Annotated in this window: 14 protein-coding genes; 8 read left to right on the top strand and 6 right to left on the bottom strand. The window is 63.4% G+C overall.

What is annotated here, in order from left to right:
• The first annotated feature begins 80 nt into the window (after positions 1 to 80).
• The 7 genes from NLN62_RS01260 (at position 81) to NLN62_RS01230 (ending at position 7,799) form a co-directional block, all read left to right on the top strand.
• On the top strand, positions 81 to 1,625 hold the full coding sequence (locus NLN62_RS01260) for an ABC transporter substrate-binding protein (RefSeq protein ID WP_254107081.1): 1,545 nt from the start codon (positions 81 to 83) through the stop codon (positions 1,623 to 1,625).
• Between the two features lie 6 nt (positions 1,626 to 1,631).
• Positions 1,632 to 2,582 carry an ABC transporter permease gene (locus tag NLN62_RS01255; RefSeq protein ID WP_027527989.1) on the top strand — a complete coding sequence of 317 codons (951 nt, stop codon included), beginning with the start codon at positions 1,632 to 1,634 and terminating at the stop codon, positions 2,580 to 2,582.
• On the top strand, positions 2,569 to 3,441 hold the full coding sequence (locus tag NLN62_RS01250; protein WP_254107080.1) for an ABC transporter permease: 873 nt from the start codon (positions 2,569 to 2,571) through the stop codon (positions 3,439 to 3,441). Before NLN62_RS01255 ends, NLN62_RS01250 begins: the two co-directional genes overlap by 14 nt.
• On the top strand, positions 3,438 to 4,430 hold the full coding sequence (locus NLN62_RS01245) for an ABC transporter ATP-binding protein (protein ID WP_254107079.1): 993 nt from the start codon (positions 3,438 to 3,440) through the stop codon (positions 4,428 to 4,430). The genes NLN62_RS01250 and NLN62_RS01245 overlap by 4 nt, the downstream gene beginning before the upstream one ends.
• Positions 4,427 to 5,407 (top strand): ABC transporter ATP-binding protein, encoded by a 981-nt coding sequence (locus tag NLN62_RS01240; RefSeq protein WP_254107078.1) that lies wholly within the window; start codon positions 4,427 to 4,429, stop codon positions 5,405 to 5,407. The genes NLN62_RS01245 and NLN62_RS01240 overlap by 4 nt, the downstream gene beginning before the upstream one ends.
• Positions 5,408 to 5,488: 81 nt before the next feature.
• Entirely contained in the window at positions 5,489 to 6,556 is a 1,068-nt protein-coding gene (locus NLN62_RS01235; RefSeq protein WP_254107077.1) for an alcohol dehydrogenase, read from the top strand.
• A gap of 163 nt (positions 6,557 to 6,719) precedes the next feature.
• The gene (locus NLN62_RS01230) at positions 6,720 to 7,799 is read left to right on the top strand and encodes an isocitrate/isopropylmalate dehydrogenase family protein (RefSeq protein ID WP_254107076.1); all 1,080 of its coding nucleotides are present in this window, start codon (positions 6,720 to 6,722) and stop codon (positions 7,797 to 7,799) included.
• Between the two features lie 212 nt (positions 7,800 to 8,011).
• Here NLN62_RS01230 and NLN62_RS01225 read toward each other — a convergent pair whose 3' ends face one another.
• Complete coding sequence (locus NLN62_RS01225; RefSeq protein ID WP_027525560.1) at positions 8,012 to 9,205, bottom strand: aspartate kinase; 1,194 nt, start codon at positions 9,203 to 9,205, stop codon at positions 8,012 to 8,014.
• 325 nt (positions 9,206 to 9,530) lie between these two features.
• Here NLN62_RS01225 and NLN62_RS52865 point away from each other — a divergent pair, with 325 nt between their 5' ends.
• Entirely contained in the window at positions 9,531 to 9,662 is a 132-nt protein-coding gene (locus tag NLN62_RS52865; protein ID WP_256375313.1) for a hypothetical protein, read from the top strand.
• A 59-nt stretch (positions 9,663 to 9,721) separates the two neighbouring features.
• Here the strand turns inward: NLN62_RS52865 and NLN62_RS01220 are convergent, their stop codons facing one another.
• From NLN62_RS01220 to NLN62_RS01200, 5 genes are all read right to left on the bottom strand, one after another.
• Positions 9,722 to 9,997: a hypothetical protein gene (locus NLN62_RS01220; RefSeq protein WP_027525559.1), complete on the bottom strand. Its 276-nt coding sequence runs from the start codon at positions 9,995 to 9,997 to the stop codon at positions 9,722 to 9,724.
• A gap of 297 nt (positions 9,998 to 10,294) precedes the next feature.
• Positions 10,295 to 11,116: an enoyl-CoA hydratase gene (locus NLN62_RS01215; RefSeq protein ID WP_027525558.1), complete on the bottom strand. Its 822-nt coding sequence runs from the start codon at positions 11,114 to 11,116 to the stop codon at positions 10,295 to 10,297.
• A 245-nt stretch (positions 11,117 to 11,361) separates the two neighbouring features.
• A complete protein-coding gene (locus tag NLN62_RS01210; protein ID WP_027525557.1) occupies positions 11,362 to 12,717 on the bottom strand; it encodes a murein L,D-transpeptidase in 1,356 nt (451 codons plus the stop codon).
• A gap of 379 nt (positions 12,718 to 13,096) precedes the next feature.
• Positions 13,097 to 13,468 carry a helix-turn-helix domain-containing protein gene (locus NLN62_RS01205; protein ID WP_020608151.1) on the bottom strand — a complete coding sequence of 124 codons (372 nt, stop codon included), beginning with the start codon at positions 13,466 to 13,468 and terminating at the stop codon, positions 13,097 to 13,099.
• A 29-nt stretch (positions 13,469 to 13,497) separates the two neighbouring features.
• Positions 13,498 to 14,541, bottom strand: coding sequence for a LysR family transcriptional regulator (locus tag NLN62_RS01200; RefSeq protein WP_027525556.1), 1,044 nt, complete (start codon positions 14,539 to 14,541; stop codon positions 13,498 to 13,500).
• Positions 14,542 to 14,554: the final 13 nt, after the last annotated feature.

Here is a 14,554-nt window from a genome sequence, read left to right as displayed (position 1 = left end):
TGGCGAGCGATTCTCGCCAATCTCGCCTGAAGTCATCAAGGATCCGGAACATACCGGACGAGAGGTTTTGGGAGAGAACAATGACGCACGCAGTTGCCGCGGCGCGCAGGCTTGCGCCGATTTTCCTTGTCACGGCATTTGCCATTGTTCCGCTGGTGCAGCCCGCGCAGGCGCAAAAATCCGGAGGCAGCATCACCGTCGGCCAGGAGCTCGATATTCCCGGCTTCGATCCGCTCAAGGTCGGTGTCTACGACACCTCCGCCGAAACCGCCGCGGCCGCGATCTTCGACACGCTGATTACTCTCGACGACAAGGGGCAGGCGGCGCCGAAGCTCGCATTGTCCTGGACGCATTCCGACGACTACAAGACGTGGACCTTCAAATTGCGCGAAGGTGTGAAGTTCCAAGATGGCACGCCGTTCAACGCCGAAGCGGTGAAGGCCAATTTCGATCGGCAGAAGGATCCCGCCAACAAGTGCCGGTGTGCGTTCTACATTGCCTATGTCCATGACGTGCAGGCGGTGGACGAATATACCGTCGTCTATCATCTCAACGATCCGCAGGTGAATCAGCCGGCGCTGATGGCGGTCCAGAGCTCGAACAATGTCGTGCATTCGCCGACCGCCTGGAAAACCAAGGGCGACTATTACAGCCGCAATCCCGTCGGCACCGGCCCCTACATCCTGAAGTCATGGACCGCCGGCGATCGCATGGTGCTGGAGAAGAATCCCGACTACTGGAACAAGGGCCATCCCTATCTCGACCGCATCACCTTAAAGCCGTTGCCGGATGCGCAGTCGCGCTTTGCCAGCCTGCAATCGGGCGAGGCCGACATCATATGGGATGACGAGTACGATCCGGACAACATCCAGAAGGCGCAGAAGGACCCGAAGCTCGCCGTGCACGCCTACACCGGCTCCGGCGCACAGGTCTATGCCTTCAACACCAAGACGCCGCCATTCGACGACGTCCGCGTGCGGCAGGCCCTCGTGATGGCGATCGACCGCAAGAAGATGTCGCAGGCGATCACCAATGGGCTCGCCAAGCCTGCGTCCAATCCCTACGGCGAAGGCTCATGGGTCAAGTGCAAGGACGATGGTGCGTTGCCGCTCGACCCTGCGAAGGCCAAGGCGTTGCTCCAGGACTACGGCAAGCCCGTCGAATTCAAGACGATCGTCACGGCGACGCCGCGCGGGCGAACGATCGGCCAAGTCCTCCAGCAATTCTGGAAGAATGTCGGCGCCAACATGGAGCTTGAGCAGGTCGATCAGGCGACGATCGCGCCGCGTGGGTTCCAGCGCCAATTCCAGCTGACGCCGTGGCGCATCATCGACCTCGCCGATCCCGACCCGCAGATGTTCGCCAATTTCCACACCGGCAGTCCGGTCGCGCTCGCCAACTATTCAAACCCGGAGCTCGATAAGCTCCTGGAGCATGCGCGCGTGACCGCCGATGTCGCCGAGCGTACCGAGGACTATTGCGGGATCACCCGTCTGATCAACAAGGAAGCGATCTGGTTCTGGACGTTCCAGAACACCTATTACGCCGTATCGACGGCGAAGCTGAAAGGCCTGCCCAAGATCTACCATGGAGTGATCGACGTCTCCGACACCTGGCTGGACTGAGCGCAAATGCTCGCCTTCGTCATTCGGCGCCTCGTTCATCTCCTGCCGGTGCTGGCTGCCGTCTCGCTGCTCACCTTCCTGATCGCCTCGCTTCTGCCTGGCGATCTCGCCTACGTCATCCTCGGTGACCAGGCGACGCCGGAGAAGGTCGCAGCACTCCGCCACGACATGGGGCTCGATCAGCCACTCTGGTGGCGATACCTGAGCTGGCTCGGCCACGTACTCCAGGGCGATCTCGGCCGCTCCTTCCGCACCGGGCAGACGGTGTTGCAGGCGGTCGCCGAGCGGGTGCCGGTGTCGATCGAGCTGATGCTGCTCGCCGAATTTCTGGGACTGTTGATCGGTGTGCCGCTCGCGATCGCCTGCGCCGCGCGCGCCGGCGGCCCGTTCGACCGCTTCATGACCGGCGGCGCGTTCGCTATGCTGTCGGTGCCGTCGTTCCTGTCGGCGATCCTCCTGATCTACCTGTTCGCGGTGGAGCTGCACTGGCTGCCGGCGACTGGCTACGTGCCCTTCACCGAGGACCCGGTCGCCAATCTGCGCTTCTTCGTCCTGCCGGCGCTGACGCTGGCGCTCGCGGAATGGCCGGGCATCATGCGCGTGCTGCGCTCCGACATGATCGCCACCTTGCAGGAGGACTACATCGCGCTAGCCAAGGCCAAAGGCCTGAAGCCCTCGCGCATCCTGTTCGTGCATGCGCTGAAACCCTCGTCGCTGACGCTGGTGACCGTGACCGGCATCAATATCGGCCGCCTGATCGGCGGCACGCTGATCGTGGAATCGATCTTTGCGCTGCCGGGCCTCGGCCGGCTCCTGGTCGGCGCGATCTATACCCGCGATCTCATCATCCTCCAGGGCGTGGTGCTGCTGGTCGCGTCCGGTTTCGTCATCGTGAACTTCATCGTCGACATGCTCTATGCCGTCCTCGATCCCAGGATCCGCCATGGCCACGCTTGAGCTCTCGCTTCAGGAAGAGGCGGCGCCGGAGCCGGTGCGCCGCAGGCGCCGGCTCGGCCTGTTGTTCTGGATGGCGATCGCCTGGCTCGCCGTGGTCTTTGCGCTCGCGATTCTGGCGCCGCTGCTGCCGCTGCAAAGCCCGACCGACATGGACATGCTGGAGCGCAGAGCCGCGTTCTCGGCCGAGCACTGGTTCGGCACCGATGGCCTCGGCCGCGACGAGCTCGCGCGCCTGGTCTTCGGCGCGCGCGTATCGCTGACGGTCGGGCTGTTTGCGCCGATGGTCGGCCTCGCCGTCGGCGGCGGGCTCGGCCTGCTCGCCGGTTACTTCCGCGGCCGCTTCGAGACGCTGGTGGTCGGTAGCATGGACGTGCTGCTCGCCTTTCCGCCGCTGGTCTTCGCGCTCGCAGTGATCGCCTATCTCGGCCAGTCGATCCCCAATCTCACCTTCATCCTGGGTGTACTCGGCATTCCCGCTTTCATGAGGGTGGCGCGTGCGTCCACGCTGACGCTGGCGCGGCGTGAATTCGTGATCGCGGCCGAGGCTCTCGGCGCCACGCATGCGCGCATCCTGCTGCGCGAGCTGTTGCCGAACGTCGTTCTGCCGCTGCTCGCGTTCTTCCTGCTCGCTGTCGCCGTAACCATCGTCGTCGAGGGTGCGCTGTCGTTTCTGGGATTAGGCGTGCCGCCGCCGATGGCGAGCTGGGGCAGCATGATCGGGGAGGGGCGCGAAAGCCTCGATATCGCGCCGCGGCTCGCCTTCCTGCCGGCAACCGCGCTGTTCCTCACGGTGCTGGCCTTCAACCTGATCGGCGACACCTTGCGGGCACTCACCGACCCGCGTCAGGGGGCGTTATGAGCGCGCCGTTGCTTTCCATCGAGGACGTCGCGGTCGAGCTGCCTACACCGCGTGGCAATCTGCGTGCGGTGGACCATGTCGATCTTGCGCTGGAGGCGGGCCGCACGCTCGGCATCGTTGGCGAGTCCGGCTGCGGCAAGACCATGCTGTCGCGCGCCATCCTTCAGCTTCTGCCGAAGAAGGCGAAGCTTACCGGACGCGTCATGTTCGACGGCCAGGATCTGGTGCGGCTTGATGCGGAGAGCCTGCGGCGGCTACGTGGGCGCGACCTGGCTGTCGTGTTTCAGGATCCGATGACCTCCCTCAACCCTGTGCTGACCATCGGCACGCAATTGATGGAGACGATCCAGGAGCACCTCGAGCTCGACGCGCCGGCCGCGCGAAAGCGCAGCATCGAGCTGCTCGCGGCCGTCGGCATCCCCGCGCCGGAGCAGCGCCTTGCGCAGTATCCGCATCAATGCTCCGGCGGCATGCGCCAGCGCATCGCGATTGCCATCGCGCTGTCCTGCGAGCCAAAACTCCTGATCGCGGACGAGCCGACCACGGCGCTGGACGTGACCATCCAGGCGCAGATCCTCGATCTCCTGGCGCGCGAGCAGCGCCGTCGCCACATGGCGATGATCCTGATCACCCATGATCTCGGTGTCGTCGCCGGCCGCGCCGACGAGGTCGCGGTGATGTATGCGGGCAGGGTGGTCGAGCGCGCGCCGACGCCAGCGCTCTTCAAGCGGATGCACATGCCCTATACCGAGGCGCTGCTGGCCGCGATCCCGAAGCTCGAGACCGCGCCGCATACGCCGCTTCCGGCGATCTCGGGCCGCCCGCCCGATCCGACCCGACCCCTGCAAGGCTGCTCCTTCGCGCCCCGCTGCCGCTATGCCGCCGGCCGCTGCCATCAGGCGAAGCCGGAACTGACAGGCGCTGAAGTGCCCGGGCACCTCTACGCCTGCTTCCATCCGATCCAGATGGCCGAAGGTCTTGACGCATGATGCAGGTCGCCGCCCGCGCGAAGTCCGACGAGCCGCTGTTGAAGGTGGACAATCTGGTCGTTGAATATGGCCTCGGCAACAAGATTGTGCACGCGGTCTCTGGCGTCAGCCTGGACGTCGCGCGCGGCGAGACGCTGGGGCTGGTCGGCGAGTCCGGCTGCGGAAAGTCGACGCTCGGGCGCGCGGTGCTGCAACTGCGCCGCGCAACGTCCGGTCGTGTGCTGTTCGACGGCGAGGACCTGACGGCCATGCAGGGCGAGCCGCTGCGCAAAATGCGGCGCCGCGTCCAGCTCATCTTCCAGGATCCGATCGCCTCGCTCAATCCGCGCCGGCGCATCGGCGACATCGTCGCAGAGCCCCTGATCATCGCCGGCATCAAGGATGCGGAGAAGCGCAAGCAGCTCGTCCACGAGGTCCTGAGCGCGGTCGGCCTCGATCCCGATCTCGTGGTCGGCCGCTTGCCGCATGAGTTCTCCGGTGGCCAGTGCCAGCGCATCTCGATCGCGCGGTCGCTGGTGCTCAATCCCGAATTCATCGTCTGCGACGAGCCGGTCTCGGCGCTCGACGTGTCGATCCGCGCGCAGATCCTCAATCTGCTGGAGGAGATGAAGGCGCGGTTCGGCCTCACGCTGCTGTTCATCGCGCATGATCTGGCGGTGGTCAAAGCCGTCAGCGACCGCGTCGCAGTGATGTATCTCGGACGGCTCTGCGAGGTCGGGCCATCAGAGCAATTGTTCGCGAAGCCCGCGCATCCCTACACGGCGCTGCTGCTCGAGGCCATTCCGGTCCCCCATCCCGACGTGCGGCCCGCCGAGAGTGTCGCCACGGGCGAGCCCCCTTCGCCGATCGCGCCGCCGTCCGGCTGCCGCTTTCGCACCCGCTGTCGACGCGCGGATCAGCAATGCGCAGCGCAGATGCCAGAGCTGCGCGAAGTCGCGCCGGGCCAGCTCGCGGCTTGCCATCATCCGCTGACGTAACCCGGGACAGCGCCGTTTGTTTTGCGCCGCAGGACGTGGCAAGGTTGCGCTTGAAAACAAGAATTGAGCGGGAGAGACGCCATGAAGAGCTTCAAGGTCGCGGATTTCAAAGCGCCGCTGAAGGAATTCGATGAGCCGACACCGCAGCCCTCGGGCACGCAGGTGCTGATCAAGGTAAAGGCGGCCGGCGTCTGCCATAGCGACCTGCACATCTGGGAAGGCGGCTATGATCTCGGCCATGGACGCAAGCCGCTCTCGTTGAAGGACCGCGGCATCGCGCTGCCCCTGACGATGGGCCATGAGACGGTCGGAGAGATCCTGGCCTTTGGTCCCGACGTGAAACCGTCGGACCAGGGCGACCTGAACAAGGGCGACGTTGGTCTCGTCTATCCCTGGATCGGGTGCGGCAAATGCGCGACGTGTCTGGCCGGCGACGAGAACATGTGCCTGACGCCGCGCTCGCTCGGCGTCTATTGCGACGGCGGCTATTCCGATCACATGCTGGTGCCGCATCCGCGCTATTTGCTCAATCTCAGGGGGTTAGATCCTGCCACCTCTGCGCCCTACGCCTGCTCCGGCGTCACCACCTACAGCGCGCTGAAAAAGGTCGAGCAGCATTTCGACACGCCGATCGTGATGTTCGGCGCCGGCGGCCTCGGCCTGATGGCGCTGTCGCTGCTCAAGGCCATGGGCGGCAAGGGCGCGATCATGGTCGATATCGATGCCAAGAAGCGCGAGGCGGCCGAGAAGGCCGGCGCCCTCGCCACCGTCGATCCCAAAGCGCCGGATGCGCTGGAGCAGCTCGCCAGGAGGGCGGGCGGCCCGATCCGCGCGGTGGTCGATCTCGTCGGCAACGCGGCGACAACGCAGCTCGGCTTTGACTGCCTGACCAAGGGCGGCAAGCTCGTCATCGTCGGCCTGTTCGGTGGCGGCGCCACCTGGGCGCTGCCGCTGATCCCGATCAAGGCGGTGACGATTCAGGGCAGCTATGTCGGCAATTTGCGCGAGACCCAGGAATTGCTCGACCTTGTTCGGTCAAAGAAGGTGCCGCCGATCCCGGTGACGCCATTGCCGCTCAACAAGGCCAACGACGCGCTCGTGCAATTGCAGCAGGGCGCGGTGGTTGGACGCACAGTGCTGACGCCGTAGTGAACGCTCGTCCTTCGTCATTGCGAGCCAACGGAGCCGCGTCGAGGGCGGCCCGATGACAGGCTCCGCGAAGCAATCCAGACTGCCTCCGCGGATGCATTTCTGGATTGCTTCGCTTCGCTCGCAATGACAGTGTGGCTCCGGTCTTTGCTCAGGAAATCCCATGTCCGCAAATAACGCGTTCCACATTGCCGTGCTCGCCGGTGACGGCATCGGTCCCGAAGTCATGGCACCGGCGCTGGAGGTGCTGCGCAAGGTCGGCGAGAAGGCAGGGCTCGGCTTCCGCTTCACCGAGGCGCCGGCCGGCGCCAACAATTATCTCGCCACCGGCAAGTCGATGCCTGATACCACGATCAAGCTGTGCGAGGAGGCCGATGCGATCCTGCTCGGCGCCTGCGGGCTGCCGTCGGTGCGCTATCCCGACAATACCGAGATCATGCCTCAGGTCGAGCTGCGCTTTCACTTCGATCTCTATGCCGGCGTGCGCCCGGCGCGCCTCATCCCGGGCGTGCCGAGCCCGATCGTCGGTGCCGATGCGCGCGGCATCGATCTCGTCGTGATCCGCGAGTCCACCGAGGGCCTGTTTGCGTCGATGGGAAAGGGCATCGTCACGCATGAGGACGCACGCGAAACGCTGGTCATTACGCGCAAGACGTCAGAGCGTCTGTTCGAATTCTCCTTCCGTCTGGCCGAGCGGCGCAAGTCGCGGGGTAAGCCGGGCGCGCTCACCTGCGTCGACAAGGCGAATGTGTTCAAGGCCTTTGCCTTCTTCCGCGACATGTTCGACGAGGCGGCGAAGCACCACCCCGCGGTGAAGGCGGATCGCCTCTATGTCGATGCCTGCTCGGCGATGCTGGTGAAGCGACCCTGGGATTTCGACGTCATGGTGATGGAGAACATGTTCGGCGACATCCTCTCCGACCTTACCGCTGGCCTGATCGGTGGCATGGGAATGGCGCCGTCGGCCGACATTGGCGATCGCTACGCCGTGTTCCAGCCCTGCCACGGCACAGCGCCGGATATCATGGGGCAGGGCAAGGCCAATCCCACCGGCATGATCCTGTCGGCCGCGATGATGCTCGACTGGCTGGCCGACAAGCACGGCGTGGAAAGTGCCGCGGAGGCCGGCGAACAAATCGAGCGCGCGGTGGATCAGGTCTATGCCGGCGGCATCGAGCCGATGGAGTTTGGCGGCAGCAACGGCACCGCAGACATCGCGAAAGCGGTGCTTGCCGCGCTCTAGGCTTTTGTATCCAGAATTGTGTCCTGTGATGTCCGCTTGTTCGCGGACAGCGGCTTATTAGCCGATGTCGCTGGAGGTCGCCGAAGGGGTCACGCGCGGACATCCGGGATCACTCAATTCTGGTTCCGATTTACTCTCGGGAGCCGACGCCTCAGCATTGCTTTGGTCAGGGCCCAGAAGGCGACCTCTGGAGCTGCATCGCGGACGCTCGTTTAGATCAGCGAATGCAAAGCTCTGACTGCGGCCTCGCGGCTCTCCACAGGAACAAACAAATTTACCGAATGGGGGGACAGAACATATTTGTCGACGATGATTCCGTGCTGTTTCAGAATCTGAATCGCCTTAAATGGCAAGGCTGAAGAAACGGCGCCGAAGCAAGTGAGGCTCACCGAGCTTAAGGTCTCACGATGTTTACGCAAGTCGTTGCTCCGCTCGAGCGTGCGCAGCAGAGTGTCGAGAGACTCCGAATCGCTAGAAAGCATAATGCGCGTTTTTCCGGCGGCGAAAGCAGAGGCGAGGAGTTGTGGCCAGGACAAGTCGTGTTCTTTGAGATGCTGCGCGAATTTCTCAAAGCCCTGATTGAGATCCGTCGAATCGATCTCTACATGTTCAATGCGCGCCAACGAGTTGACCGCCAGGGCTTTTCCTGTTTCCATTCCGACGACCTCTTTGATCACTTGCGTGCTGTATTCGGCGCCGCCCCATTTCTTGAGACTCAAGACCACGTTTTGGCTTTGTGCCAGCTCCACGCTACGAAAATGCAAAACTTTGGCGCCCCAAAAGCACATTTCGGATAGACACGCGAAATCCAGCCGACGCAATGGCTCTGCATTCGGCACGATGCGCGGATCGGCCGAGCAAACTCCATCGACCTCCTTGATGATTTCGCAGCACTCGGCCTTCAGCGCCGCGGCCATGGCGACCGCAGTGGTGTCACTGCCGCCGCGACCCAACGTGGTGATTTCTTTTGTCACCGGGTTCACGCCCTGAAAGCCCGCCAAAACCACGATTCGTCCGCGACCAAGTTCGTCGAGCACGCGAGTGGGCCGCACATCCAAAATGCGCGCGGACGAATGGGAGTCGTCGGTCATCACTCCGGCCTGACTGCCGGTAAAGCTGATGGCCGGCACACCAAGGTCGGACAGTGCCATGCTCATCAAGGACATGCTGATGCGCTCGCCGGTCGTCAGCAACATATCCAGTTCACGGCGGTTGGGATGCGGGCTTACCTGATAAGCCATCCTGACCAGGTCGTCGGTGGCCTTACCCATCGCTGAAACGATCGCCACGACGCGATAACCACGGCTGCGCAAATCTGCCAGACTACCTGCCACCGCACGGATCTTTGCCGGTGTTTCAAGACAAACGCCGCCGAATTTTTGCACGATGATGGGATTGTTGAGCATGCCGGTTGCAGACAATAACGTGGCAGGACGCCGACGGGTAATCCAGGCTTCTCACCGGATCATAGCACATCTCGATTGGCAGGAGAGCACTGCCCTGCGGCGACGTAGTCAAATGCACGGTTCGGAAAAGCCGCTGAGCTGCTGCCGGCGCACACGCGCCGCATCGCCTGAGGTTAGGTTCAAGAATTGGGCCAAACGGACCGTTTTCCTACGTCGGCTCCTGGAGCAACATCGAGAACGTTCATGACGGCGGGACCTGATCCCTATCGCGCCCAATAGGAACGATCTTCTTCCTCTGCCGTTACGGCGGCGAGGAGGAGTGCCAATGGATGACGACAAGAAGCTGCCGAGCGAGCAAGAGAATACAGAGCGCACAGACGAAGCGCGGAAGATCGTGGAAGAATACGCCGAATCGCAACGTCTGATCGCGGAAAGGCTCCGCAAGAAGATGAACTAGGACAGTCGCCTTAGGCGGGGGTCAACAAGGAAAAGGGGCCCGTTAGGCCCCTCTGTCGATCACCAGCGGCGCCAGTGACGGTGACCCCAGCCCCACGGGCGAGGTCCGAAGCGGCGCGGACCATAGAAGCCGTAGGCGCCATAATAGTTCGGTCGCCAGAAGCAGCGGCCCCAGGGGTTACAGACCCAGCGCACCTGATCGACATTGGCAGCCGGGCCGCTGGCGATACGATCGGCCGGCGGAATGCCATTTGGCATTGCCGCCAGAGCCTGCCCCGACGCGAGCGCAACACCGCCCATGGCCGCCAGGCCAAGCACAGCAAATCTGAGTTTCATCACAATCTCCCTCGTTGGTGCCGAGAGAACCGTCGCGCGATTAGTTGGTTGCAATGTGCGCACAGGTCCGGGAGGAATTTAATCTTCCTGAATATCGGTTCACGTCATCTGACGTGCGAGCGGTTCCAAATCGCGATGCTCTTCACATCGTCATTGCGAGCGTAGCGAAGCAATCCAGAATCTTCCCGCGGAAGCAGCCTGGATTGCTTCGCTGCGCTCGCAATGACGGAGGTTGGAGGGCGAGCGCGAGTCCAACTCGCTCCAGGTGGGCGGCGGCTCCGACCAGAGAGGCAGTCGTCACCGCCCCCGGAACTGCGGCTTGCGCTTTTCCATGAAGGCCTGCCGGCCCTCACGAAAATCTTCGCTGTCCATGCAGGCGGTGCCGATGGCCTTGATCGCGTCCATGTCGCGCTGGCTCTCGTCCTTCAGCACCTGGGAAATGGTGATCTTAGCGGCCTTGATTGCGAGCGGCGCATTCTCGGAAATTGTCTTGGCGATCGCCATGGTCTCGCCCCAGAGCTCATCGTCGGGGATCACGCGTTCTACGAGCCCGATCCGCAGCGCTTCTGCCGCATCGATCCGCATGCCCGTGTACATCAGCAGCCGCGCCCAGGAAGGTCCGACTAGCGAGACCAGGTGGCGCAGGCCGTCATAGCCATAGGCGATGCCGAGCCTTGCCGCGGGGATTCCGAACTGGCTGCTCGCTGCGGCGATGCGGATATCGGCGAGCATTGCGACCTGCATGCCGCCGCCGAGGCAAAAGCCCTGGATGCAGGCGATCGTCGGCTTGGGGTAGTCTGCGAGCAGCGCCCGCTGCGCGGCGCTGCGCTTCGCGTAGTCTTCGGAGGCTGCCGCGTTGTGGCGCTGCTTCTCGAACTGGCTGATATCGGCGCCCGACACGAAAGCCTTGCCGCCGGCGCCGCGCAGGATCACCACGCGCACCGCGTCATCGTCGCGCAAGCTCGTCAGCGCCTCGCCAAATCCCTCCCACATCTCGAGCGACATCGCATTGCGCTTGTCGGGATTGTTGAAGATGATCACGCCGACGCCGTCGGTGGACGATTTTAGGATCTTGCCGTCGGCGTAGGACGTGTCAGTCGTGTTGGACGTATCCGGCATCGCTCACCCGCTTGTCGTTGGCGGGAGCAATGTGCGGCAGGCGCTGTGGCAAGGTCAACCGTCGCGGGCCCAGTCTTGGACAGGCCACGGTTGTCTTTTCGTGGATTGCGCGATGATCGACTATTGCCCCTGACTTGCCCGACGTGTCAAGCGCATTTCGCTAAATCCGTAGTCGATCGGCAGTCGTCTCGGCTACTTTGCATGGGGTTGTTTTTCAGATTTTGGTTCGAGCGGCCATACCGCGCCTACTGCGCCATATGCGCGGTCAGCGGGTGGTTGGCGGCAATGCCGAAGAACGCAGCCTCCTCGGCGGTCGCCTCCAGCAATTGCTCGTCCTGGTTATAGACGTCGTTGCGGAACTGGATGGTCTGGTCCTTGGTCATCCATGCCGTGAGATAGATCCAGGCCACTGGCACCTTCTTGGCCATTGTGACTTCCAGGTGTTGCCCGGTGGCAATCTCGGCGTCGATCGCGGCGCGGTTCCACTTCGGCTGGTCCTTGAGCAGCCAGGCCGCGAGATCGCGGACATTGTCGACGCGCGAGCAACCGTGGGAATCGAAGCGATAGTCGTCGCTGAACAGATTGCGCTGGTTGGTGTCGTGCATGTAGACCGAATAGGAGTTCGGCATGTCGATCTTGACCGCGCCGAGCGCGTTGAACGTGCCGTTCTGCTGGCGCACGGTGAAGTTCGGCGTGTGCGTGCCCGACCAGTCGACCGAATGCGGATCGATCGGATTGTCGTGGCCGTCGAGCACCTCCATATGCATGCGCGACAAATAGGTCGGATCTTTCCGCATATGCGCGGAGATTTCGGTCTTGGCGATCGAGGAGGGCACGGTCCAGGTCGGATTGAGGACGACGCCGGTGATCTCGGCCGTCAGCGTCGGCGACGGCTTCTCGGTCTTGCCGACGATCACACGATAGCGCCGCACCACGACGTCGTTCTCGACTGCCTCGGCAAAGGCCGCGGGGATGTTGACCACGACATAGCGTTGCCCGAAGCCGAAGTTGGTGTTCTGGAGCCGCTCCAGCGACGCCTCGAGCTGCCGGATGCGCTTTTGCACCGAGACGTTCATGGCCGCGATCGTGCGCGGTGTCATCGTGCCGGTCGATGCCAGACCATGGCGCGCCTGGAAGCGCTTCACGGCCTCAGTCAGATCCTGGTCGAAGGCGCCGCTTGCCTTGTCGTCGGCGAGGTCGCCGGAGGCGATCAGGCGCTTGCGCAGCAGCTCGTCATTGGGCCCCTGCGTGCCAGCTGCGAACTTCGCATCCGCTGGAAGCGTCGGCCAGCCGCCGCGCACGGCGAGGTCGGAGTAGCTCAGCGCGGCGTCCTTGATCCGCTGGGCCGAACCTTCGTCGAAGGTCGGCTCATGCGACAGCGCAAGCGCGGCGGCTGAGCGTGACTCCGGGGTCGAGGCAGGCGTTGTAGCGGCCTTCGGCGCCGCCGTGTGGGCCGGATTGGCCGTCGCGGGCGTCGTGCCGGCCGGCGCTCCGGCAGCGGGCCTTGCGGGGCCGGCCTGGCCGGTGGTTTCGGTTTGCGCAAGAGCCGACGCGCTCGCGAACAGGCCAACCGCAACGATCATCGCTTGGCGCTTCAACATGTCTCTGATCTTCCCCTTGGAAAGTCGAGGCCCGGACGGGCGCTCGCGTGATGGTCTTGCAATAGTGCCGCGGGCGCGGCTTTCGGCGATTCGCGAGGCGGCGGCAGGCTAGGGCATGGGGATTGCGGTCCGATTAAACGCAGGCGTCCCGGCCCATCCCCCTTCGATTTGGTCGTTCGACGGCTCGGATCGGTTCGTGAAAAACGCGCCGGAAACGGACGAAAAGCAGCAAGGGGACCCGTTCAGAAGGAGGCCCCAAAAAAGCAAAAGCCGCGCGTCCGGCGCGCGGCGAAGTCCCGTCCAATCCAGCCGCGCCCCCGCGACGCGGCGGATTGAACATCAAGTCCGATGGACGGCCGACTGCCCAGCCGTCGATCGCTCAGCTTTCGTTCGCCGCGATCGATTCCATCAGCGAGACGAGCTGACGCTGCACCGTCTGGTCCTTGATCTTGCTGTAGGCGCGCAGCAGCCGGAGGCTGAAGGCGCTGTCGAGGAACAGAAGGCTCTCGACTTCGCGCGCCTTGTTGTCGCCGTCATAGAAGAAGGTGACGGGCACGTCGAGCGCCGAAGCGATCTGCTGCAGACGGGCCGCGCCGACACGATTGACGCCCTTTTCATACTTCTGGACCTGCTGGAAGCTGACGCCCAGCTTCTCGCCAAGCTCAGCCTGCGAGATTTTCATCTCGACGCGCCGCAACCTGATCCGTTTGCCAAGCTCAATGTCCGGCTTGCCGGCACTGCGCTGCTTCATTCTCTTCGCCGCTGTTTTCATACTTTTTCTCACCGTTCTTCGGTTGAAAATCCCCCGAAGAGTTGGGTCAGGGGTTCGCCCATGTACACTTCCTTGAATTCGCGCGGATGCACGAATTCATCCTTGAACCACGGGAAGCGAGCCGGATTGAAGGCTTCGATCAGCCAGTCAATCATGTGCCGCACCCTTGGAATCCGGCCGCTACCTGGATGGTAGGACAACCAGATATCCAGCGGTCGGTTCAACGCGACCTCCAGTGGTATCAACTTCCCGCCGAGCGCGATGGCATAGCTCGGGAATACGCCGATTCCGGCACCGTTCGCGACAGCCCAGTAGTTGGCGCTTGAGACGTTGGTCTTCATGACCAGAAGGTCACGCTCCGCAACGCCCGGGAAGAAGCTCTCGAATGTTTCCTTGGCCGCGATCTGGTCGGCGAATTGCAGCACCAGGCGGTGCTTGATCAATTCGTGAGCCGTGCGCGGCGCGCCATGTTTCTGAATGTATCTTTCGGCCGCCCAGAACATCAGGTGCATGCGGCCGAGCCGCACCAGCTTGATGTCGAGCGCTGAGGGGCGCGACAGATGGATGGCGACGTCGGCCTCGTGCCGGGAGACATCGGCCGAGCGCATCGCGCAGTGCAGGTCGACGAGGATGTTGGGATAGCTCTGCTGGAATTCGACCAGCCGCGGCGCCAGCCAGAAGGTGCCGAGTCCCTCGGTGACCGCGACCCGAACCTCGCCGGACGTGCCGGCGAGCGTGTCGCTGGCGCGCAGCACGTCGAAGGTCGCGGCCTCCATCCGCTCTACGGCCGAGACCACCATCGCTCCTTCGTCGGTCAAACGGGTGCCGTGCACGTCCCGGGTGAACAGGGTGGCGCCGATCTGGCGCTCGAAATCGTCGATCTTCCGACGGACGGCATTGATGGAGAGCGAAAGGCGCTCGGCCGCTGAGCGGAAGCTGCCGCAACGTACGACCTCAAGGAATATCCTGGCCGCATCCCAATCCGAGAGGCCGCCGAGGAGTGCTTTCTGGCGTTCTTCCAGAGGAACGCCCCTTTCCGCCATGAGGTGCATACAAGTCCTTTCA

This window comes from Bradyrhizobium sp. CCGUVB23 (assembly GCF_024199885.1).
Taxonomy (GTDB): Bacteria; Pseudomonadota; Alphaproteobacteria; order Rhizobiales; family Xanthobacteraceae; genus Bradyrhizobium.
This window is presented reverse-complemented; position numbering and strand designations above follow the sequence as displayed.